Source organism: Pseudomonas sp. GD03944 (assembly GCF_029839275.1).
Taxonomy (GTDB): Bacteria; Pseudomonadota; Gammaproteobacteria; order Pseudomonadales; family Pseudomonadaceae; genus Aquipseudomonas.
The window spans coordinates 43,774-67,624 of sequence record NZ_JAOCAH010000002.1 but is presented as its reverse complement, the minus strand read 5'-3'; the positions used below and the strand labels follow the sequence as shown (position 1 = coordinate 67,624).

Genomic DNA, 23,851 nt, shown 5'->3' with positions numbered 1-23,851 from the left:
GGTCGTTTGCCTGCGCGCAACGACCGCATGCGGGCGTCCGCCCGGGCAAAGGTGAGCGTTTCGTTGCGCGCGCCAGCCGGCCCCCGGCCTGCCTGAATTCCCACCTTCCAAGGGCGTGAAGCGCCGCCGTGCCGGGCTTTGATTGCCCGGACGGGCGTTGCGCCAGGCGCGACCTTTGATTGCCGCCTGCTGTCTTGTTCCACCTCCCGCGTTCCCCGATCTTCGCCGCACTTTTTGGCACCGCCGTTCAAGACCTTTCCGGGCAGAGACGTTTTCTCGTTCCTGCCCCCGCCGCGACGCGCGTCTGCGAACGGCGAAAAGGGCAACGGCTATAACGGAGCGTCGCGACGTGTCGGGTTTGATTCGCAGGAAGCGCTTGCTGCAAGCGTTGTTGGGGAGTGTCTGGCTGGTCGGCGGGGCGGCGCATGCGGCCAGCGTCGACCTGAGCCTGACCCAGTGTCTGACCAGCCCGAACCCGGGCATCCGCGGCGGCGTGGTCACGGTCGATCTCAATTACGAGAACGGCTCCTCGGCCAGTGCCAGCGGCGCGTCGATCCGCATCCCGTTGCCGGCCACCACCACCTACGTCGCCGGTTCGGCCTCCGCCGGCTGTGCCCATGACGGGGCGACGCCAGGGGCGGTCACCTGCAGCTTCCCGACGCTGCCGGGCGCCTCGTCCGGCACGGTCAGCCTGCAGCTGCGCACCACCGCGGCCACCGGCCCGAGCATCAGCAGCATCAGCGTATTCGCCACCGGGCCGGCCGACACCGACCCCAACGCGGCCAACAACCAGCAGAACTGCAGCGCCACCATCAACAACGGTGCCGACCTGGCCGCCACGCTGAGCGGGCCGGCGAACGCGCCCGGCGGCAGCGACATCACCTGGACCGTGAGTGGCAACAACGCCGGCCCGGATGCGGCCAGCAACCAGGTTTTCACCACCACCTTGCCCGCCACCCTGAGCTACCAGTCCGCCTCGGGCTCGGGCTGGAACTGCGCCACAGCCGGCCAGACCCTGACCTGTACCCGCGGCGCCAGCCTGGCCTCCGGGGCCAGCTACCCGGCGCTGTCGTTCGTCACCCGCCTGTCCAATGCGGTGAGCAGCGGCAACGTGACGGTCAGCGGCTCCATCAGCTCGGCCACCGGTGACCCGAACACCGCCAACAACAGCAGCAGTGCCACCGTCAGCGTCAGCCCCGGTGCCGACCTGCAGATCACCCAGGCGGTGCCGGTGCCGTCCCCGGTCCGCCCGGGCGAGGAAGTGCGCTTCGTGCTGACGGCGCGCAACGCCGGCCCGAGCGCCGCCAGCGATGGCCTGAGCGTGACCTTCCAGCTGCCAGCGGGCTTCACCCCCGGCAGCGCCGTGCCGGCCGGCGCGGGCTGGGGCGCCTGCAGCTGGAGCGGTCAGTTGCTGACCTGCCCCCACGCGGGCAGCTTCGCCAGTGGCCGCAGCGACACCGTCACGATCACCGCCCTGGCGCCGAACGACCCGACGCCGCGTCTCTACGATGGCGCCAACGACAACCGCGCGACCATCACCGGCGGCGCGGCCGGCCCGGTCGACCCGCTGCCGGCGAATAACACCGCGGTGCGCAGCCTGCTGGTCAGCCCGGACAACGCCGTGGACCTGGCCTTCACCAAGGCCAAGAGCCCCAACCCGGTGGCGGTTGGCAGTGATATCACCAGCGTCCTGCGCGTCACCAACGAGCAAGGCCCCTACGCGGCGCAAGCCGGCAGCGTGACCCTGACCGACGTGCTCAACGACAACCAGGAAACCTTCGTCAGCGCCAGCGGCCCCTGGAACTGCGCGGTGCAGGGGAACACGCCGAGCGCCGGCCGCACCTCGGTGGTGTGCACCAACACCGAGGCGATTCCGGTGCGCAACAACGACAACGATCCGCTGGTGATCGTCACCCGCGCCCAGCAGGCCGGCGTGCTCACCAACGCTGCCACGGTCAGCCACCCCGGCCAGTGGAACCCGATCGGGGTCATTTCCGCCTCGGTCACCGCGACCGCCGCCACCAACTCGGTGGACCTGTCCATCGAAAAATCGGTGAGCACGCCCTCGAACAGCCGAACCGCCCCCGGCAACCGCATCACCCTGCTCAACACCGAAAGCGGCCTCACCTACACCCTGGTGGTGCGCAACAACGGCGACACCACCGGCGCGCCGATCGACGCCGTGGACCTGCAGATCCGCGACCAGTTGCCGGCCTACCGCAGCGGCACCGTGGTGGCGGCGCCCAGCGCGGTGGTGAGCACCGTCAATGGCTCCACTGCTGCCTTCGGTTGCTCGGTCAGCGGCACCGGGCTGGTGAGTTGCGACCAGACCGGCGGCGTCCTGAAGACCGGCGACACCGTGACCGTGAACATCCCGGTCAGCCGTGCGCTGGATGCCGGTGATTTCACCAACCAGGCCTCCGTGTACTCCACCAGCCAGGGCGACCCGCGCCGTGGCGACAACGTGGCCTCGGCGGACCTGCGCATCCAGCCGATCGCCGACCTGCACATGGTGTCCAAGGTGGTCACCCCGACCGGCCTCCAGGCCGGTACCAACGCCACCTACACCCTGACCTTCCGCAACGCCGGGCCGAACACCGCCAGCAGCGTGGTGGTCAAGGATGACTTTATCCTCGGCGCCGGTGACCCTGGCTTCACGTTCCTGTCCGCGAGCGCCACGGGCGGCGGCACCTGCAGCGGCCTGACCGCCGGCACCTCCTACACCACCACCGGGCGCCACACCCTGACCTGTACCGGCTTCAACCTGCCGGCGGGCGAGCAGCGCACCGTCACCGTGGTGGTGCGGCCGAACTGGCAGGCCGGCACCCAGGGCACCGCGACCCTGGTCAACCAGGCGCGGGTCTACAGCACAACCACTGCCGAGGACCTGACCGGCGTGGTCGGCGATATCGGCACCGACGCCTCGGTCACCCGTGGCACCCAGGGCAACTTCGCCAGCGCCAGCGTGACGGTGGTCAATGCCGCGCTCAACGCCCTGATCGTCACCAACGACAACACCCCGGCCGGCCCGGACCCGCTGGGCTTCGACCCGGACAACGGCGGCGACAACGCCAACAACGACATCGATTACCTGGTGCGCATCACCAACCAGGGGCCGTCACTGGCCACCGGGGTGCGCTTCACCTACGACATGACCCCGCCAGCGGGCAAGACCGTACGCTTCACCGGCGCCGCCCTGGCGCCGGGCGGTGCCAACATCGGTCTGTGCGACCAGGTGGGCAGCAGCGTCACCGGCCCGGCGACCCTGACCGTCAATTGCCAGTTCACCGGCAACGAAAGCCAGCTCGCGGTCGACGCCAGCATTTCCCGCTACCTGACCTACCGCGTGCTGAGCATGCCGGACACCAGCGGCTACACCGTCAGCACCCGTGCCCAGGTCAGCACCAACGAGAACGACACCAACCCGGCCGACGACATCGACACCGAGACCACCACCATCCGCGTGCGTTCGGACATCGACATCGCGGTGCCCAACCAGGGCCCGGTGGAAGTGCGCGAGCCGTTCGACTGGCAGTTCAACGTGTCCAACAACGGCCCCGGCACCTCCGGCCAGACCGACCTGACCAGCACCCTGCCGGCGGACATGGAGTACATCAGCGGTACGCCCGTCACCTGGGTCAACGCCACCGACAACACCAACGGCACCTGCAGCGTGGTGGGGCAGGCCCTGTCCTGCGACTTCGGCACCGTGACCGCCGGCGCCACCGCTGTGGTCACCGCGCCGGTGCGCTTCATCCGTTACCCCACCGGCGGCACCGCGCAGAACTGCGCCAGCGCCACCACCGACCAGATCGACCCGATTTCCGGCAACAACGTCAGCGCCTGCGGCACGGTGCAGGTGATCAAGTCGAGCATCGCCGGTGCGGTGTTCGTCGACGCCAGCAACGACGGGATTTTCGACAGCGGCGAAAGCGGCATCGGCAACACCCCGGTGCGCCTGACCGGCAACGATGCCTATGGCAATGCCGTGGACGTCACCGTGCAGACCCGTGCCGATGGCACCTTCCTGTTCGATGACCTGAATTCGGCTGATGCCACCGGCTACACCCTGATCCAAGTCCTGCCCACCGGTTACTTCGACGGCCGCGACAGCATCGGCGACGCCGGCGGCAGCCACACCCAGAACGGCACCACCGACGAAGTCGGCGGCATCACCCTGGGGCGCGACACCGCGGCCACCGGCTACCTGTTCGGCGAGCTGGTCAGCGCCAGCCTGGCGGGCCGGGTGTGCGTGGACAGCAATGACAACGGCATCTGCGAGGCCGGCGAGACCGGCATCCAGGGCGTGTCCATCACCCTGTCCGGCACCACCATCAACGGCGTCGACGTGTGCGACGTGCAGACCAGCTGCACGGTGCAGACCGATGCCAGCGGCGCCTACCAGTTCACCGTGCCGGCCAGCGACGCCAGCGGCTACACCCTGACCCAGCAGGCCAACGGCAGCGCGCCGCTGAACGCCTTCGCCGACGGCCGCGAGCACGCCGGTAGCCTGGGCGGCACGGTCAACGACAACCCCACCGGCAGCGACAGCATCAGCGCCATCGTGGTCGCCCCGGACGACCGCGGCACCCAGTACGACTTCGGCGAGACCGGTTCCAGCCTGTCCGGCCTGGTCTACCTGGACGGCAACGACGACGGCCAGCGCAGCGCGGACGAGCAGGGCATCCCCGGGGTGACCATTACCCTCAGCGGCACCACGCCCGACGGCACGGCGATCTGCGGCACGCTGCTGCCGGCGAGCGCCTGCACCACTGTTACCGAGGCCGACGGCACCTACCGCTTCGACGGCCTGCCCAACGGCACCTACCGCGTTACCGAAGCGCAGCCGGCCGGTTACCAGGACGGGCGCGACACCGCCGGTACCGGTGGTGGCGTGCCAGGCGGCCCGGGCACCGACGTGATCGACAATGTGCAGATCAACGGCAGCGACGTCAGCGGCTACCTGTTCGGCGAGCGCGACGGCACCGCCACCAGCGCCAGCGTGTCGGGCAAGGTCTGGTTCGAGTCGTCCAGCCGTGACCAGCAGCAGAACACCAACGAACGCGGCCTCGAAGGCTGGACCGTGGAGGCGCGCGACAGCGCCGGGCGCCTGCAGGCCAGCACCATCACCGGTGCAGACGGCAGCTACCGCCTGACCCTGCTGCCAGGTACGTACCGCCTGGCCTTCTACCACCCCGTCAGCCGCGCGGTGTACGGCACGCCGGTGCCGCAGGACCCGAACGGCGCGGTCAACGGCACCGTCGACACCGCCACCCGCACCCTGACCATCAACGTCACCGGTGGTGGCGACATCATCGAGCAGAACCTGCCGGTCGATCCGTCGGGCGTGGTCTATGACGCCGTCACCCGCGAGCCGGTTGCCGGTGCGGTGGTGCGCATCGTCGGTCCGGGCGGTTTCGACCCGGCGGCCCACCTGGTCGGCGGCGTGGCCGGCGCCAGCCAGACCACCGGTCCGGACGGTTTCTACCAGTTCTTCCTGACCCCGGCGGCGCCGAGCGGCACCTACCTGCTGGACGTCACGGCGCCGGCCGGCTACCTGCCGGAACCGTCGACGCTGATCCCGGCGTGCCAGGCGACCCTGTCGGTCGGCAATGCCGGTGCGCCGGTGTACGTGCAGAACAGCGCGCTGGCCCCTGGCGCCGGTGTGCCGGCCCATGACCCGGCGGCGTGCCCGGCAGCGTCCGGCGCCTTGCCGGTGGGCAGCGGCACCACCCAGTACTACCTGCGCTTCATCCTCGGCGGGGTGGTGGACGATGTGCTGAACAACCACATCCCGCTCGACCCGGTCCTGGGTGGCGCGGTGGTGATGACCAAGACCACGCCGAAGGTGAACGTCACCCGTGGCGAGCTGGTGCCCTACACCCTGACTGCCCGCAACACCCTGAGCAGCACCCTGGCCAACGTCGCCATCGACGACCAGATCCCGCCGGGCTTCAAGTACATCGCCGGGTCGGCGCAGATCGAAGGCGTGCCGACCGAGCCGGAAGTGGTGGGCCGCCGTCTGCGCTGGCCGAACCAGACCCTGGCCGCCGGCCAGAGCCTGACCGTCAAGCTGCTGCTGGTGGTGGGTTCGGGCGTGGGCTTCAACGAATACGTCAACCAGGCCTGGGCCCTGAACATGCTGGCCGATGCGCGGGTTTCCAACGTCGCCAGCGCCACCGTGCGCGTGGTGGCCGACCCGACTTTCGACTGCTCGGACCTGATCGGCAAGGTCTTCGACGACCAGAACCGCAACGGCTACCAGGACGAAGGCGAGCCCGGCATCCCCGGCGTGCGCCTGGCCACGCCCAAGGGCTGGCTGGTGACCACCGACCAGTACGGCCGGTATCACATCGCCTGCGCCGACGTGCCCAGCGAAATGCGCGGCAGCAACTTCATCGTCAAGGTCGACGAGCGCAGCCTGCCGAGCGGCTACCGGATCATCACCGAGAACCCGCGCGTGGTGCGCATGACCCAGGGTCGCCTGGTCAAGGCCAACTTCGGCGCGAGCATTCACCGCGTGATCCGCCTGGACCTGTCGGACGCGGCCTTCGGCGCGGACAACCGCCTGACCGAGCCGTACCAGGCGCAGCTGGATGACGTGCTGAACCTGTTGCACGCCGAGCCATCGGTGCTGCGCATCGCCTACCGCCTGCCGCTGGAGGGCTCGGTGGACGACGCCCGGACGCGCATCGCCCATGTCAGCGACTGGCTGAAGGCCCATTGGGAGCCCCACGACTGCTGTTACGACCTGCAAGTGGAGGAAGAAATCGTACCGGTCGGTGACAGCGTGGAGGTAGTTCGATGAGCATGCGCAAGTGGTTGGCGTGCGGTGTGGCCGCATTGTCCCTGAACCCCCTGGCGGTCGCCGTTGCGGCCGCCACCGAACAGTGTGGCGTGAACCAGGGCTGCGGCCTGCAAGGCCCGCGTGGCGCGATGGAAGACGAGTCGCTGTGGCAGCGTCGGCCGCTGACGCCGGGCGGCCTGCCGGCGCTGCCGCACAATGCCGAGCGCGAATTGCCGCGCGAAAAACTGATTCTCTGGCAGCGCGAGGATGCCCTCGGCCACCGCGAGCAACTGCTGAGCGTGGATGACGAGCGCATCGACAGCGTGGTGCTGCGCGACGGCCTGCCGCTGGTGCGCTTCGCCTCCGGCCGCTCGGTGGTGCCGGCGCGCGACAGCGACGCGCTGGGCGAGCTGATGCAGCGCCTGGTCGGCAAGCGCAACCTGCGCCTGCACCTGGTCGGTCATACCGACCCGCAGCGCCTGTCGCCGCGCAGCCAGGCGATCTACCAGGACAACCTGGGCCTGGGCCTGCAGCGTGCAAAGGAAGTGGCGGCGATCTTCATCGAGCGCCTGAAGCTCGACCCCGAGCAGGTCAGCGTCGACAGCCGTGGCCCGAACGAGCCGCTGGTGGCGGGCGACAGCCCGGAAGCCTGGGCGGTCAACCGCCGGGTCGAGGTGGAAATCTGGTACGACGAGGCGGTGGTCACCCGCACCGACGAAGCCCCGACCTGCGCCGCCGGCAGCGTGCCCGAGCAGGACACCGTACCGTTCCGCATCAGCGTCGACGGTCAGCCTCAGCCCCAGAGCCGGGGTGGGGACGAAGGCGCCCGTGGCAGTGCGGATGCCCAGCGTTGCGTGGACCTCAGCCTGGCCCGCGACCTGCTGCAGGTGCGCTTCGACAACCTGTCGGCCCAGCCGCGCCTGAACCTAGTCAGCGGCGCCCGTACCGCCACGGTCGGCGAGCCGCTGCAGTTCAACGGCTACAGCAACTACCTGCACTGGATCGACCGGGCCGAGGTGCGCATCCTCGGTCGCAAGCGCCTGTTCGGCGAGCCCGAGCTGCTCGGCGTGGTGCCGCTCGACCCGCTACTGGCCGGCAGCTGGACGCCGCCGGCCGACCTGCCGGAGCGGGTCCACTACCAGCTGCGGGTGTACGACGAGCAGGGGCGTTTCGACGAAACAGCGCCCCAGACCCTGGAGGTCACCCGCGGCACTGCAGCGCCGAGCGAGGAGGACGAGGCCGCCGACCTGCTGGCCGGCTACGGCGGCAACCGCCTGCAGCGCCACAACATTCCAGTGGCCGGCGGTACCGTCACGGTCAACGGCAAACAGATCAAGGACGGCCAGCATGTGTTCGTCATGGGCCGCCCGGTGCCGGTCGACCGCAATGGCACCTTCGCTGCCGCGCAGATCATCCCGCGCGGCCTGCACACCGTGGAAGTCGCGGTGCTGGACGACGCCGGCAAGGGCCGTATCTACCGCCGCGACCTGCGCCTGCCGCAACAGGACTGGTTCACCGTGGCCATCGCGGACTTCACCGTGGGCCAGCAGAACACCAGCGGCCCGGCGCGTCTGGTGACCCAGGAAGACCGCTATTACGACGACGAGCTGTACGCCGACGGTCGCCTGGCCTTTTACAGCAAGGGCAAGGTGGACGGTAAGTACACCGTCACCGCCAGCGTCGACACCGGCGAAGAGCCGGCCGACAGCCTGTTCAGCAACTTCAACGAGAAGGACCCGCGCGAGTTCCTGCGTCGCCTCGACTCCGATTCGGACAAGGGCTGGGCCACCTTCGGCGACGATTCGACCCTGGTCGAGGACGCGCCGACGCGGGGCAAGTTCTACGTCAAGGTCGAGGACGAGAAGTCCCACGCCATGTGGGGTAACTTCCGTGCGCAGATCCGCGACACCGAACTGACCCAGATCGACCGCAGCCTCTACGGTGCCCAGGCACGCTACCGCAGCGACGGCTTCACCAGCTTCGGCGAGCGTCGCCTGCAGGTCGAGGGCTTCGCTGCCGAGCCGGGCACGGCCTCGGCGCGGGAAGATTTCCGTGGCACCGGCGGTTCGCTCTACTACCTCCGTCACCAGGACATCACCGAGGGCAGCGAGCGGGTGCGCATCGAGGTGCGCGACCAGGATTCCGGGCTGGTGCTCTACAGCCAGGACCTGGTGGCCGGCATCGACTACGAGATCAGTTCGCTACAGGGCCGGGTGATGCTCAGCCGCCCGCTGTCGGCCAACGCCGACGCCAACACCCTGATCCGCTCCGGCGGCAGCCTGTCGGGCAACCCCGCGTACCTGGTGATCGGCTATGAGTACTCGCCGGGCCTGGACAAGCTCGACGACTTGGCTTACGGCGGGCGCACCGCCTACTGGCTCAACGACAACGTGCGGGTCGGCCTGACTGGCAGCATGCAGGAGCAGACCGGTCGTGCCGACCAGACCCTGGCCGGCGGCGACCTGCTGCTGCGCCACAGCGAAGGCACCTGGCTGAAACTGGAATCGGCGCAGAGCGAGGGCGACAGCTTCGACCAGCGTTTCTCCTATGACGGCGGCTTCGGCTTCGGCCTGCAGAGCACCGGCAGCGATTCGGCGGCCTACGCCAACCGGGTGGAAACGGCGTTCGACCTGAAGGACGTGGTCGAGGATTCCGAAGGGCGCGGCACCTTCTACTACGAGAGCCGCGACGCCGGCTTCTCCTCGCCGGGGCGTCTGTCAGCCCTGGCGGCGGACCAGGTGGGCGGCAGCTTCACCACGCCGCTGAACGAACGCACCGAGATGAAGATCAAGGCCGACCAGACCGAGGAAGACGGCGGCCGGTCCCGGCGCGCCGCCGAGGGCAGCGTCGCCTATGACCTGAGCGAGGCCTGGCGCCTGTCGGCGGGCGTGCGCAACGACCAGCAGCGCTACGGCAGCGCCTACCGCAACCTGTACACCGGCACCTACGCCGGCTACGACACGGGCAACTATGACGAAGGCACGCGCAACGACGCCATCTTCCAGGCGCTGTACCACGCCGAGGACGACTGGTCGGTGTACGGCCTGACCCAGGGCACCTTGAGCCGTTCCGGTGGCCGCCAGGCCAACAACCGCATCGGCGTCGGTGGTGACTACCGCCTGAACGAGCGCACCTCGCTCAACGGCGAGGTGTCCGGCGGCAACCTGGGCCTGGGCATGAAGGGCGGGGTCAATTACGACGCCTCCGACCGCACCAACCTGTACCTGAACTACGAACTGGACAGCGACCGTACCGACAATGGCTTCGCCGACCGCAGCGGCCTGTACGGCAACGGGCGCAACGGCCAGTTCGTTTCCGGCGCCCGTTCGCGCTGGACGGACAGCACCAGCGTCTACGCCGAGCAGCGCATGCAGCACGGCGACCAGGCCGGCGTGATCCAGGGCTACGGCCTGGATTTTGCGCCCAACGACCGCTGGAGCTACGGCCTGACCACCGAGTTCGGCACCTTCAACAGCGGCAGCGACTACGAGCTCAAGCGCCGCGCGGCCGGGGTCAAGGTCGGCTACAGCGGGGGCGATGTGCGTTACGCCAGCCGCCTGGAACTGCGCAAGGACCAGAGCGACGTGCAGGACCTGTCGGTCTGGCTGATGCGCAATAACCTGAGCTACCAGGTCAACCCGGACTGGCGCTTCATCAGCAAGCTGGACTTCTCGGTGGGTGACTCCGACCGCGGCGATTACTTCGACGGTGATTTCGTCGAAGCGTCCCTGGGCTATGCCTACCGCCCGGTGTTCAACGACCGCCTGAACCTGCTCGCCAAGTACACCTACCTGGCGGACATGCCGCCCCCGGACCAGGTCTCGACCGCCACCGGCAGCACCGTGGACTACGCCCAGCGCAGCCACGTATTCGCCGTCGACGGCATCTACGACCTCAACGAGCGCTGGAGCGTGGGCGGCAAGTACGCCTACCGCCTGAGCGAGTTGCGCATGAGCCGCGACACCTCGGCCGACTGGTTCGACAGCCGCGGCCAGCTGATCGCCGCCCGGGTGGACTGGCACGTGACCAAGAAGTGGGACCTGATGACCGAGATCCGCCGCCGCGACGAATTCGCCGCCAAGGACAGCCGCGTGGGCGCGCTGTTCGGCGTCTACCGGCACTTCGGCAACCACTTCAAGGCTGGTGTGGGCTACAACTTCAGCGACTTCAGCGACGACCTGACCGACCTGTCGTACCGCAGCCAGGGCTGGTTCTTCAACGCGGTCGGCAAGTACTGATCGCAAGGCCCGCCCACTGGGCGGGCCGGTTGACGCGCTCCCTGAACGACACTCATCTGAAACGATCACAACTCATGTGGGCGACGTGGCAGGGCGCGATGGCCTGGCCACTTTCCCGGGCGCGGATTGAGCGCTATAGCAAGGGGTGAGGTTCGATCTCAGAGGAGGCGCAAGATGGAGACGTTCACTGGCGGTTGCCTGTGCGGCAACGTTCGGCTCGTGGCCTCGGGCCAACCCTACCGGGTCGGGTTGTGCCACTGCATGGACTGTCGCAAGCACCATGGCGCGTTGTTCTATGCGGCCGCGGTGTTCCCCGAGGAGGCGGTGACGGTCGAAGGGGAGACGCGGGACTACGAGGGGCGTTTTTTCTGCCCCCGCTGTGGCTCTTCGGTGTTCGCCCGCAGTGGCGATGAAGTCGAAGTGAACCTGGGCACCCTGGACATACCGGACCAGTTCAAACCGACCTACGAAAGCTGGATCGTGCGCCGCGAACCCTGGTTGCCGGCGTTCCCGCTCAGCCGACGCTACGCCCACGACCGCGATGCCACGGGGCGTTCCGAAGGCTAGCCACACGGGGCGTTTGCACGCCCCGTGCGGTACGGCTTACTGGGTGCGGGTCACGCGCCAGACGGTGTTGGCCAGGTCGTCGGCGATGATCAGCGCGCCTTTCGGGTCCACGGTCACGCCCACCGGGCGGCCGCGGGTTTTCCCGTCATCACCGCGAAAGCCCGTGGCGAAGTCGATCGGGTCGCCGGCCGGGCGGCCGTTGCTGAACGGCACGAAGATCACCTTGTAGCCCACCGGGTTGTCGCGGTTCCAACTGCCGTGCTCGCCGACGAACACGCCGTCGGCGAACGCTTCGCCCATTTCCGGGATGGAGAAGTCCACGCCCAGCGCCGCCACATGGGAACCCAGGGCGTAGTCCGGGGTGATGGAGGCGGCCACCTTGTCCGGGTTTTCCGGCTTCACCCGCGGGTCGACATTCTTGCCCCAGTAGGCGTAGGGCCAGCCATAGAAGCCGCCTTCGCGCACCGAGGTCAGGTAGTCCGGCACCAGGTCGGGGCCGAGTTCGTCGCGCTCGTTGACCACGGCCCAGAGCACGCCGGTGTCCGGCTGGATGGTCAGTGCGGTGGGGTTGCGCAGGCCGGTGGCGTAGGGCTTGTAGGCGCCGGTCTCGGCGTCCACCTGCCACACCAGGGCGCGGTCGACCTCGGCCTCCATGCCGCGCTCGGTGATGTTGCTGTTGGAGCCGATGCCGACATACAGGTAGCGGCCGTCTTCGCTGACGGTCAGGGCCTTGGTCCAGTGATGGTTGATCTCCGAGGGCAGGTCGGTGACCTTGATCGGCGGGCCGCCGGCCTCGGTCTGGCCGTCTTGGTACTCGAAGCGCACCAGCGCATCCTGGTTGGCCACGTACAGGTTGCCGTTGGCGAACGCCAGCCCATAGGGCGCGTTGAGGTTCTCGGCGAACACCGTCTGCACCTCGTAGGTGCCGTCACCGTCGGCGTCGCGCAGCAGCGTCAGGCGGTTGCCGCCCTTGACCTTGGTATTGCCCTCGGCCTTGATCACGCCGGCGATCACGTCCTTGGGCTTGAGCTTGGCGGCGTTACCGCCCCGGCCTTCGGCAACGATGATGTCGCCATTGGGCAGCACCAGGCTCTGGCGCGGGATCTTCAGGTCGGTAGCGATCGCCGTGACCGTGAACCCTTCCGGCACGGTGGGCGTGCGCTCGCCCCACTCGGCGGGCTCGGCGATCTTCATGCTCGGCAGCAGGCCGCGCTGGGGCTCGGGCAGGGTCGGGTTGCTGCCGTATTCCTGGGCGGTGTCCTGTTCGCCACCGCAGGCGCTCAGCAGGACTGCCAGGCTGAGCAGGGTCAGGGTGCTCGACGTTTTCATTGCTCACCTCCCGCGCGCAGGCTGGTAAGACCGATCCAGGACGCGACCAGTGCCAGCAGCGTGACGACGGCCGACAGCACCAGGCCCTGGGGCATCACGGCCCAGGCGTCCTTGGCATGTTCGAAGGCGTTCAGCAGCCCGAGCACCCAGGTGACCAGCAACAGCAGGAAGTAGACCAGCGGCCGCCCGGTCTTCGGCTGGGCGCGCAGCAGGTTGACCAGGGCGAACAGCGCCGCCAGCCCGCCGAACACCAGGCCCCCGGCAATCAGCCAGGAGGCGAAGTTGCTCCACTGGATCTGGTAGGTCTGGTAGTAGGCGATGTCACTCAGCAGGGCGCCGAGAAAGAGGGGCACGGTGCCGGCCAGCAGGATCGCGTGCAGCGGGCCCGGCGTGCTTCGGTAGGCGGGGTGGGTGGTAACGGTCACGGTAGCTCCTTAACGTTCAGAGGTCCTGGACTGAGGCCCGCTGCAGGCGCACGGACCGTCAGGCTCACGCTGACTGCGTCTAAGAAGGGATCGCTGCGTTGTCGTGATAGTTCACCCTCATTTCATGCCACTGCCATAAGACGACGGCCCCAGGCCCCGGTCATTGCCGGATTGGGCGCACGATGGGCACCCGGCGGGCCCTAGCCCGTGAACGGATTGAATCGTGACCCACAACCGGCCGTTGGTCGGCTGTGTGGCCCGGGAGCGATGGACAGTGGCGAAGCGCCCCCGCACACTACTTGCCTATCAGTACGAAGGTGCCAAAGAGCACCTCGCCGCCTAGCCAACCGCGGTCGCTGAGCGCACTCACACAACAAAAAATGTCATTCGATTGGATGATCGGAGCAGTCCATGCAAAAGCCATCGAGCCGCCGGCCTCGCCACGCCCGTTGCCACGCCAACCGTTCGCGTCTTTCTTCACTCTTGCCGGGCGTCCTGCTGGTGGGGGCCACGGGCTGCCTGGCTGCCGAGCAGGCACCGGCCGGGAAGTGGTCGCCGTACCTAGACCTCGAAGGCAAGTGGGGCACGGAGCGCAGCATCGGCGAGGGCAACTTCTTCTTCCCGCTGTTGCAGAGCGAGCGCACCCTGTACTTCGCCAACCTGCGCGGCCGGGTCGATGATTCGAGCGACAACGAAGGCAGCATCGGCGGCGGCGTGCGCCATATGCTCGACAGCGGCTGGAACCTGGGTGCCTACGGCTTCTGGGACCACCGCCGCACGGAGTTCGACAACACCTTCAACCAGGCCACGTTCGGCCTGGAGGCCCTCGGCCCGAACCTGGAATGGCGCGCCAACCTCTACCAGCCCATCGGCACCCGCCGCCACACGTTCGATGAGTCCAGCCGTGGCGAGGTGGTCGGCTCGGGCCTGATGGTCGCCACCACGTACCAGCAGGAACAGGCACTGCCCGGTTTCGACCTCGAGGCCGGCTGGCGCCTGCCGCTGTTCGATGCCGAGGATGAGCGCCAGCTGCGGGTCTTTCTCGCGGGCTACCGCTTCGAGGACGATGGCATCAAGGTCGAAGGCGCCCGCGTGCGCAGCGAATACAGCATGACGCCGTTTCGCGGCTGGCTGCAGGGCGCTCAGCTGACCCTCAGTGCCGAGTACCAGGACGACAACGCGCGTGACGACCAGGGCTTCCTGGGGCTGCGCCTGCGCATTCCGCTGGGCGGCGGTGCCTCGCGCGCCTCGTCGCTGAACGCCCAGGAACGGCGCATGCTGGCGCCCATCGTGCGCGACGTGGACATCGTCAGCCAGGTGCGTGCCCACACCGAGCGGGAGCTGGCCACCGCCACCGCCAATGGGCAACAGCTCGTCGCCCTGTCCAGTGCCGACCTCGCGGGCAGCGCCTTGTCGGGCGCCGTGACAGGGGCCGGTGCCAACAGCACCGTGGTGCTGTCAGGCGACTTCACCAACGTCGGCCAGCTCCGGCTGCAACCGGGGCAGAGCCTGATCGGCAGGGGCAACCTGGAGGTACGCACCGCCAGCGGCCGCGCGGCGACCGTCTCGCTGCCGGGTGCCAGTATCAGTGGCTCGCTTGTCGGCAGCACTGGGCTCGTCAGGATGGCTGACAACAGCACCCTGACCGGCCTGAACATCACGCACACCACCACGGACCCGTTCCTCAACAACCCGATTGGGGTCGAGGTCAGAAACGTCAGCAACGCCAGCGTGATCGGCAACACCGTGTTCAGCGCGTCCGAGGGGGGTACGTCGTTCGGCATACGCCTGGAAAACGCCTTCAACATCACGGTGGCCAATAACTATGTCACCGCCCTGCACCCCACGGCGAACGCCGTGGCCCTGCAGCTTGTCAGTGCCAGCGCCAGGGCCTACGGCAATACCCTGTATGCCAGCGGCGCGAGCGGTTCGTATGCCGTGTTCCTGGTCGATACCTACGGCATCGCGCCGGAGTTTCTGTCGGGCTCGGTGGACAACGTGAAGCAGGGCGGAACCTGCCTGCTCAATGGCGCGCCCGGGTCATCCATCGGCACCTTGTACTTCACCGACGGAACGGTCTGCCCGTAAGTCGCTGAACATGCCGCCAACCAAGCCCGCCCTGTGCGGGCTTGGTTGTTTTACGGCCCTGGTCGGCTACAGCCTCAGTGCGGTTTGCCGAGCTTGGTGGTTGCCGCCCAGGGGCGAGCACAGGCGCTGGTGCACCCGGCTCAAGAACCCCACCTCGAACGCGCGCCGCTCCACGCCCGTGGGCAATGCATCGCGCTCGACGATCAGGTTGGCCCACAGCCAGCCGGAGCCGTCGCTGTCCAGCCAGGCATTGGCACAGGCCACCCCCTCGCTGAATGCCTGCTGGCAATCCTGCGGCCAACCGATGGATGCGCCCGCGTGGCCGTCGTGGCTGAGTAGGTGGCTATTGAAACGCTTTTGCATGGCGAGCCCTCCATCCGGCCTCGGCCAACGGCGCGCGATACCGCGCCGCGACGTCGCGCAGCCGTTCGCGGGCATGGTGGCGCTGCTCGTCACGGTTGCCGGTCGGCTGCAACCGAGCCAGCTCCCTGACCAGCGTGCGCAGCATTGCCCAGCGCAACTCGGCCAGGGCCTGGAACGGGCAGTCTTGTGGCGGTTTATCGTTTGACGGTTTGGGGGTGAGAGGGAAGGGGATGACGGTGTGATCAGGCATGGCGCACCTCCTGGCGGGAGGTGGATGACGCACTGGCAAGCCCAAGGTGGAGCCCTTGGGTAAAAGGGGGAAAATGCATAATCCCTATGCTCCTTCGTGAGATTAAGGAGCCGCCAACTAACCTTCCTACGGGTTTGGGTGGCGGACCGTACGAGGGTAGGAATACCGGCCACGAAGGACGCCGGCCAGGCCGAAGCCTGCCTCGCACGGCCCGCCATAGATGCACGAGAAAGCAACAGGCACAAAAAAAGCGCCTGCTCTCGGCTATGGCGCTACCGCGCCTTCGTGAAAATCCAGGTTCCTACACCCGGTCGCAGGATTGACCGCGACGGGCGGACTGTAGCCCGAGGGGGATGGAGAGGGCAAGGCTGGGTGTGGGGTTTTGGAGGATTGGTGTTGGTTGGGGGCTCTAGGCATGGATAGCTGGTATCGGTTAATAGCTGCCCGCTGCCACCGACTGCAATCGGCCAGAGGCGGTCACTCATCAAGGCGGTGACGTCGGGGCTTCCGTGCCCAAATGTGAATTCACCATGCAGCGATAATTGCGTGGTGTAAGCAACGTCAACGCTCCCTGCGATGCGTACCCTCGAATATCTTGGCATCAGCCACACAATTACTTCTCTAGCCAGCGCCCATAAAGATTCGGGAATCGCTCGCGCACCCACTCGACGAAGACATGGACTTGCGGTGCCAGGTGAGATCGACTTGGGTACAGCACTGAAACGGGACGAGGCCGAGGTCGATAGGCCCTGAGCACTTCGACCAGTGACCCGTCTGCAAGGTAGCGGTCGAGGGTAATACCTGGTGCCTGCAAAATGCCGAACCCAGCCACACCACATTCCACGTAGGCGTTGGATTCGTTAACCGTAATGCCGTGGCGACAGATATAGGTTTGGTCGCTACTGCCATCGAGAAACTGCCAAGGCAGAGAACGATTGTTCTGACCGGAGAGAAAGGTAACTCCACGGTGTGCGCTCAGATCGCTCAGCGTCTTGGGTTCGCCATGTTCCTGGAGATACCTGGGAGATGCGCAGGTGACCATGGTGGCTTGGCCGATGCGCCGGGCAACCAGGCTCGAACTAGGCAGCTCACCAATGCGTAATACACAGTCAACTCCCTCCGCTACCAAATCGACGGTTCTGTCTGTGACCCCGAGGGCCAGTTCGATCTCCGGATAGAGGACGGTGAAATCACGGAGACTCGCAATAAGCCCTGGCTGGGCGAATGCAGTCGGGATGTCGACCCGTAGCCGCCCACGCAGGGCGGTGCCGGATTGTCCGAACATCGACGTGGCCTCGGCGACATTGCTGAGTATCTCTTTGACTCGCTCATAGAACCGCTCGCCTTCAGCGGTAAGCCGCACCTTGCGGGTGGTGCGCTGAAATAGCCGTACATCTAAAGATGTCTCTAGCTCTTGGATCGCCCGAGTCACTTGGGGGCGTCCTATCTGCATGGCGTCTGCTGTTTTAGTGAAGCTCCCCAACTCGGCCAACCGGGCGAACACCTGCATTGTCTGGAGCAGTTCCATAATGTCCTCGCTCACCTATCGAATTTGTTTCGGTTTCCAGAAGGAAAACAAGTTAATTGTTGCCTTTTAAAATAACAATCCTGTGCCGCCCTGCGCATTTATCGAACCCTGACACTCTTGAACAATATCGCCAGAAGGTTCCCTAACCCAGCTGGAGATAGACAGATGAAAGCGTGGCTTTTGAAAGATTTTGGTCTGGACAACCTGGTACTTGGCGACACGGCCACCCCCGAGCCTAAAGCGGGCGAGTTGCTGGTGAAGGTCGGTGCCGTTTCCCTTAACTTCCGCGACAAGGCCATCGTCGATGGCATCTACGAACCGCACTTGGTGCCCAAGGAGCTGATCCCAGTCAGCGATGCTGCCGGCACTGTAGTTGCAGTCGGCGAAGGTGTGAGCCGCTTCAAGGTGGGCGACCGCGTCAACTCGCACCTGTATTCGCGCTGGATTGACGGCGAGCCAGGCCCCAACGAGCCCGCCTACTGCTTCGGGATGCCGCTTCCAGGTGGTCTGGCCGAATACATGATCATCCACGAAGAAAGCGCAGTTTGTGCGCCTGACAACATGTCTGACGAAGAAGCCTCGACCCTGCCGATTGCTGCGCTGACAGCCTGGTACTCGTTGGTGGATTACGGCCAAATCCAGCCAGGCCAAACCGTACTCGTACAGGGCACTGGCGGTGTCTCGATCTTCGCCGTGCAACTGGCGACCGCTCTGGGTGCCAAGGTGATCGTCACCTCCAGCAGCGACGAAAATCTGGACGCGGTGAAGAAGCTCGGAGCCGTTGCCGGCATTAACTATCGAACCTTTCCACGCTGGGAAGAGGAAGTTCTGGAACTCACCGACGGCAAGGGCGTAGACCTCCTGTTGGACGTTGCGGGCGGAGAGGGTCTGAACCAGTCCATCGCAGCAACAAAGGCGGCGGGCCGTATTGCCCAAATCGGCTTCCTGACCGGGCAGACCACCACGCTCAGCCTGATGCCGCTGATATTCCGGCAGACAACCATTCGCGGAATCGCAGTGGCTCCTCGTTCATCCTTCGACCGCATGAATGCCTTCCTGAGCCAGCACGCAATCCGGCCAGTGATCGATCAGACCTACTCATTCGAAGAAGCGCACCAAGCCTATCAACATCTGGCACGAGGTGCGTTTGGCAAAGTGGTTATCAAGGTTTCTTGAAGCCAATTGCCGTTTCAATAATCGGCCTAATAACAGCCTTAGCAGGACAATAAGAGCAATTATATGAACGCATTCAAGAAAATCCCCCAATTCGGAAGTGTCTTGGGTTTATTCGTAATTCTTGCTGCATCTCAGACAGCCTATGCTGCCCCAGTGGATCACTACCAACAGGCGCCTGGCTTCTATCGGCAGATGGTCGGCGAAAAGGTGATCACGGCTGTCTATGACGGCTATGTCAATCTCGATCCGAAAGAACTCTCTGGTATGAGCCAAGAGAAGATCCAGGCGCGCATCCTCAACGAATATCAAAAGGCGGCCCCAGCCGTACAGACCGCAGTAAACGCATTTCTGGTTTCTGACGACAAAGACCTGGTGCTGATCGACTCCGGTTCCTCGGACTGCTTCGGCCCAACTATGGGGCGCATGGTCGACAACATCCGCGCTGCCGGCTTCAACCCTGAGGATGTCAGCACGGTATTGTTGACCCACATGCACCCAGACCATGCATGCGGTGTGACGCTACCTGATGGCAAGCCAGCATTCCCCAATGCAACCGTCTGGGCAGCCCGTCGTGATGCAGATTTTTGGCTCAATGAGAAAATGGAAAGCCGTCTCCCCGCAGATCAGCGCCCATTCTTCAAGATGGCTCGTAAGGCCGTTGAGCCCTATGTCAACGCCGGTAAGTTCAAGACCTTTAACGATGGCGAGTCAATCGTTCCGGATATTCAAGTTGTACCGTCGAACGGCCATACTCCTGGGCACACGTCCTTCCTGCTGAGTTCAGGCTCGGAAAAGCTGCTGCTGTGGGGCGACATCATCCACATGCACGCGGTGCAGCTGGAAAACCCAGAGGTCACAATATCCGTGGATGTCGACCCGAAGGCAGCGATGGCGTCGCGTACTCGGCTACTGGCTGAAGCGACTAAAGAGCGTTGGATGGTTGCAGCTGCACACCTGCCATTTCCAGGCATAGGCCATCTGCGTAAAGAGCAGAAGGGATACAGCTGGGTACCCGTTGAATACCGCAGCCCGATTAACTCTGACCGCTAATTAGCATCTGCACTGTCATGAGAGGTCACGAGGAAACCGTGGCCTCTTTTCATTGACGGGCCCATCCGTATTGCTGGATTGAAAGCTCATCTTGAGAGGTACGTTATGTCTGACCGACTTCCCCCTGCTGAACTGGATAACAGTGTTTTCAGCAAGGTCTTTCGCCCGGAAAAACTGACGTTCGGGCTTCTGACTCCACTTGAGGGGTACCCGCTGAGCGATACCCCGTCCATGGAGGGGCATACCGCGTTGGCCAAACTGGCAGACGAACTAGGTTTCGCTGCACTCTGGCTGCGAGATGTACCATTTCGTGATCCTAACTTCGGTGATGTTGCGCAGATCTTCGACCCCATGGTCTACGCAAGCTGGCTTGCTGCGGTTACTCAACGTATCGCCATCGGGACGGCTGGCATGATCCTGCCGCTGCGTGATGCTATCGCCATCACCAAACAAGCGCTGTCAGTGGATCAAATATCGAACGGCCGCTTCCTGCTGGGCGTATCCATTGGAGACCGACCATCGGAGTACCCTGCATTCGGAGTCGATTTCGGAAAACGTGCAGAACGGTTCCGCGATGCCTACTCGCTGATAAAGGTGGTGGCCAACGAGTCTTTCCCGGTTCATCAGTCGATGCACTTCGGCTCATTAGATGGTTCGCTCGACCTAGTTCCCAAGGCTTTTGCTTCTAGGTTGCCGATGGTTGCGGTTGGTCGCTGTGGGCAGGAAATTTCTTGGCTAGCCGAAAATCTGGATGGCTGGATTTGGCATCAAAGTAATCTTGAACACCTGCCGAAGGTGATTGAGTTATGGCGATCAGCTTGTGGGCCTGAAACCTTCAAGCCTTACGGTTACGGTACATTCTTCGAGCTGGACAGTGATCCGAATGCCCCTCTGAATTGGGGCAGAGGCGTACGCGGTGGCCGCAAAGCGCTCATCGATCTATGGCTTCGGCAATACGATCAGGGTGTCTCGCACGTTGCGTTAAATATGCGTGTGTCACATCGACCGGTGAAGGACACTCTTCAGGAGCTTGGGGAGTATGTACTGCCTCTTTTCGCCTGAGCTTCTCGTCGGAAGAGTGCATGGTGCGGGGGCCCTTCACGGCTGAAGCAAATGGCCGCTATTGGCCGATAACAGCCAGTTCACAACGCTCCCTTTGGCACAGCCCCCGTGTCGCCTAGGTCGGCGCCCTTGAAGCCGGGGCTCGTTCAGATTTGTTTTTGGGGGGCTGGTGTGTGCGCCGATCAGCAAATCCGCCCCCTTTTCTTGACGGTCGCGGTTCGTGCTCACCACTTGACGCGAAAACCGACCGTGGCGCCATAGCCGTAGGAGTCGCTGTTGGCCAGGCTGCGGGTGAAGTTGCCTTCACCGTAGAGCGAGTACTTGCCGCCGTCCCAGTCATGCGAACCCCCGAAGCCGAGGCCGGCACGCATGCGGTCGTCGCGGCTGCGAAACACCTGATCGTCGACACGCACCGAGGTACCGTCGAGAAACTCGTTGTACAGATTGGCAATGGTATACAGGCGCGTACCGTCGAGTTGACGCTCCAGGCTGACGCCCACACGCCCTTGCAGGCTGTCGTCACGACCAGGGCGAACCGAGGTGCCGAATACATCGCTGAAGCTGTCGAAACGCACCTTCGAATACGTCACCTGGGCCTGCGGGGTGATGACCCAGCCGCGATCCAGGGTGATGCGCTTGCCGCTTTCCAGCGAGAACGCGTAGCCGAAGGCATCGTTGTCGCTGACCAGGCCACGCACCGGGCGCGCCGACAGGTCACTGTCGTACCAGGTCGCCTGCGCAGTACCGTCGACATAGAAGCCGTCGTTGCCATACCAGGTCAGCGTGGCGCCGAGGCCATAGCCATCGGTGGAAATGTCGCCAGAGCCATAGTCACCCGCGCCATATCGCCACGAGGTATCAGCACTGCCGTTGACGTAATGCAGGGAAAGGCCGCCAACGAGGCGGCCGCCGTCGTTCTGCAGCCACAGCGCATCGACACCGATCTGCGTCTTGCTCATGTCATAGCGGTACTCGCTGCCGGAGGTCGAATGCTGCGGATCGACACGGTTGTGCCCACCCTCGACCCGTATCCAGACGCCACCTGGGGTGGTGAAACGGCCACTGGGATCTTCGGCTGACGACGCCGCATGGCCTTCCTCCCAGAGGCGATTGCCCACGCGTTGATACAGCGTCGGCACGCCATTGAGCCCGAGCAGGATTTGCGGATAAGCCTCGTAGCTGGGCACCCCCGGCTGGTAGAGCGGAGTGCCGGGCGGCGCAGAGGTGTTCTGGATGACCGAGCGCAGGTACCAGTCGCCGTCCAGGGGCGTCGAGACGCCGCCCTGATACAGCCGATAGGCGTAGGCCCCGGCCACCACCGCCGGGTCACCTTCGTAGGTCGTGCTGCTCGCCAGGGTGAATACGCCGTTGGACGCACCACCGACCTCGATGATCTTGATCCCTTCGGTGGTTTGCGCACCGACACCGCCGACGTTGATGACGGTGATGGGCGTACTGCCGGAGGTGGAGCCGGTGATCACCAGGCGGTCGGTCGGCGAGCTGTCGTCGCCCAGCTGGGTTCGGATTTCGATGCTGCCACCGGCTGGCGTGTAATCCCCGGCAATCGTCAGCGTGCCCAGGCTGCCGGGTTGCCCCGGCGCGATCACCCCGCGGTTGGTGGTGACGCCGACCTGGCCGATACCGGTAAGACGTGCCCCTGCCAGCACGTCCATGGTGCCGCCCAGGGTGCCATCGACCTGCAGGGTTCCGGCCTGTGCCAGGGCGTCACCGGTAAAGGCGGCGCTGTTGCCGGTGAGCGTCAGCGTTCCCGCCCCCAGCTTGTTGAAGGTCGAGGAGCCGGAAAAGGCCGTGTCGATGCCGATGTCATAGCCGTTGCTATCGAACCAGGCGCCTTCCGCGCCGACGGCCAATCCCGTCGTGAAGTTGCTCAGGAAGTCGCTCTCGTCGCGGTTGGCGCGCAAAATGCCGCCATCGAGATCGAGGTCTGCCGCGCCCAGCCCGGCAATCACCGCCCCGGTTTCGAGAACGCCGCGCCCGGCGGCGCTGCCGTTGAGCTGCAGCGTGCCGCTGCTGGTGGCGGTATCGGCGATATGCACGTTGTCGGCGATCTGCACCAGGCCACCGCTGTCGATCGAAATCGAGCCGCTGCCCTCGACGCCCACCCGCAGGTCGTCGGTCGCGCTCAGCGTCGAGACATCGCCCGTGCTGCTCGATACGCTCACCGTGCCGTCACTGCCTGCGTAATAGCCGATGTAGATGGTCGCAGCGCCACCGCCGGCCTGCTCGGTACTGACCGCGGCACCGTCCTCCACCTGCAGCAGACCCGTGCCCTCGAAACCGACATAGATGTTGTCGATCGGAGCCCAGCTCGACCCAAGACCGTTGACGGTGACACGGCCATTGCCCCCGGCAATGACGCCTATCAACCCCTGCTGGCTGCGCACCACGCCACCATCGTTGATATCCAGCGTGCCAACGCCACCGACACCGATCTGAAAGCTGGGGCTGGGGTTCGTGGTCGACCTGGCGTCCCACAAGGAGTCGGCCCCCGACACGGTGACGTTGCCGATACTGCCAACGTCGCGACCGACAGAAACGCCGCCCTCGCTACTCACCACGCCGCCATCGAGGATATCCAGCCGGCCAGTGCTGCCCGTCTCGGCGCCGATATAGGTTTCACCGTCTATCGTCCAGGTGGATGCATTGCCTGCTCCACCCTGTCCCTGGACGGTCACCGTGCCGCTGTCGAAGTTGCCGACATAGGCATCTGCGGTGCCGCTGACGGTTCCACCGGCATCGATAAGCAAGGTTCCGGCAGCACCATCACCCACAATAAGATCGCCGCCGACGACCCAGTCACTGCCAGGGGGCGGCAGGGGATTCACGTCACCCGTGAAGGTCACTTGCGCACTCGCCAGTCGGGCACTGTCAGCGCCCCATATGCAGGTGGCAATCGCGGCGGAGAGAATCAGGGAATGGCGAAGCGGGAATGCTGCAGCGCTGTACTTCATGGCGCAATTCCTTATG

13 protein-coding genes are annotated in these 23,851 nt (G+C 65.4%); 7 read left to right on the top strand and 6 right to left on the bottom strand.

Going from position 1 to position 23,851, the window contains the following annotated elements:
* Window positions 1-349: 349 nt before the first annotated feature.
* The 3 genes from N5C28_RS04010 to N5C28_RS04000 all read left to right on the top strand — a co-directional run bounded on the left by N5C28_RS04010 (window position 350) and on the right by N5C28_RS04000 (window position 11,592).
* Window positions 350-6,808 (top strand): SdrD B-like domain-containing protein, encoded by a 6,459-nt coding sequence (locus N5C28_RS04010; RefSeq protein ID WP_279820443.1) that lies wholly within the window; start codon window positions 350-352, stop codon window positions 6,806-6,808.
* The gene (locus N5C28_RS04005) at window positions 6,805-11,025 is read left to right on the top strand and encodes an OmpA family protein (protein ID WP_279820440.1); all 4,221 of its coding nucleotides are present in this window, start codon (window positions 6,805-6,807) and stop codon (window positions 11,023-11,025) included. Before N5C28_RS04010 ends, N5C28_RS04005 begins: the two co-directional genes overlap by 4 nt.
* A 174-nt stretch (window positions 11,026-11,199) precedes the next feature.
* Window positions 11,200-11,592, top strand: coding sequence for a GFA family protein (locus N5C28_RS04000; RefSeq protein WP_279820439.1), 393 nt, complete (start codon window positions 11,200-11,202; stop codon window positions 11,590-11,592).
* Window positions 11,593-11,628: 36 nt separating this feature from the next.
* Here the strand turns inward: N5C28_RS04000 and N5C28_RS03995 are convergent, their stop codons facing one another.
* Both N5C28_RS03995 and N5C28_RS03990 read right to left on the bottom strand, forming a co-directional pair.
* The gene (locus N5C28_RS03995) at window positions 11,629-12,921 is read right to left on the bottom strand and encodes a sorbosone dehydrogenase family protein (protein ID WP_279820436.1); all 1,293 of its coding nucleotides are present in this window, start codon (window positions 12,919-12,921) and stop codon (window positions 11,629-11,631) included.
* On the bottom strand, window positions 12,918-13,346 hold the full coding sequence (locus tag N5C28_RS03990) for a DUF2231 domain-containing protein (RefSeq protein ID WP_279820433.1): 429 nt from the start codon (window positions 13,344-13,346) through the stop codon (window positions 12,918-12,920). The genes N5C28_RS03995 and N5C28_RS03990 overlap by 4 nt, the downstream gene beginning before the upstream one ends.
* Window positions 13,347-13,757: 411 nt before the next feature.
* Here N5C28_RS03990 and N5C28_RS03985 point away from each other — a divergent pair, with 411 nt between their 5' ends.
* Window positions 13,758-15,434 carry an inverse autotransporter beta domain-containing protein gene (locus tag N5C28_RS03985; RefSeq protein ID WP_279820431.1) on the top strand — a complete coding sequence of 559 codons (1,677 nt, stop codon included), beginning with the start codon at window positions 13,758-13,760 and terminating at the stop codon, window positions 15,432-15,434.
* Window positions 15,435-15,500: 66 nt separating this feature from the next.
* On the opposite strand, the gene N5C28_RS03980 is transcribed toward N5C28_RS03985, so the two are convergent.
* The 3 genes from N5C28_RS03980 to N5C28_RS03970 form a co-directional block, all read right to left on the bottom strand.
* A complete protein-coding gene (locus N5C28_RS03980; protein ID WP_279820429.1) occupies window positions 15,501-15,797 on the bottom strand; it encodes a LasR-specific antiactivator QslA in 297 nt (98 codons plus the stop codon).
* Entirely contained in the window at window positions 15,778-16,047 is a 270-nt protein-coding gene (locus tag N5C28_RS03975) for a hypothetical protein (RefSeq protein WP_279820426.1), read from the bottom strand. The genes N5C28_RS03980 and N5C28_RS03975 overlap by 20 nt, the downstream gene beginning before the upstream one ends.
* A gap of 613 nt (window positions 16,048-16,660) precedes the next feature.
* The gene (locus N5C28_RS03970) at window positions 16,661-17,575 is read right to left on the bottom strand and encodes a LysR family transcriptional regulator (protein ID WP_279820423.1); all 915 of its coding nucleotides are present in this window, start codon (window positions 17,573-17,575) and stop codon (window positions 16,661-16,663) included.
* A 165-nt stretch (window positions 17,576-17,740) separates the two neighbouring features.
* Here N5C28_RS03970 and N5C28_RS03965 point away from each other — a divergent pair, with 165 nt between their 5' ends.
* The 3 genes from N5C28_RS03965 (at window position 17,741) to N5C28_RS03955 (ending at window position 20,863) form a co-directional block, all read left to right on the top strand.
* On the top strand, window positions 17,741-18,751 hold the full coding sequence (locus N5C28_RS03965) for an NAD(P)-dependent alcohol dehydrogenase (RefSeq protein WP_279820419.1): 1,011 nt from the start codon (window positions 17,741-17,743) through the stop codon (window positions 18,749-18,751).
* Between the two features lie 63 nt (window positions 18,752-18,814).
* Entirely contained in the window at window positions 18,815-19,801 is a 987-nt protein-coding gene (locus N5C28_RS03960; RefSeq protein ID WP_279820416.1) for an MBL fold metallo-hydrolase, read from the top strand.
* A gap of 105 nt (window positions 19,802-19,906) precedes the next feature.
* Window positions 19,907-20,863, top strand: coding sequence for an LLM class oxidoreductase (locus tag N5C28_RS03955; RefSeq protein ID WP_279820413.1), 957 nt, complete (start codon window positions 19,907-19,909; stop codon window positions 20,861-20,863).
* A gap of 224 nt (window positions 20,864-21,087) precedes the next feature.
* Here the strand turns inward: N5C28_RS03955 and N5C28_RS03950 are convergent, their stop codons facing one another.
* The gene (locus N5C28_RS03950; RefSeq protein ID WP_279820411.1) at window positions 21,088-23,835 is read right to left on the bottom strand and encodes an autotransporter outer membrane beta-barrel domain-containing protein; all 2,748 of its coding nucleotides are present in this window, start codon (window positions 23,833-23,835) and stop codon (window positions 21,088-21,090) included.
* Window positions 23,836-23,851: the final 16 nt, after the last annotated feature.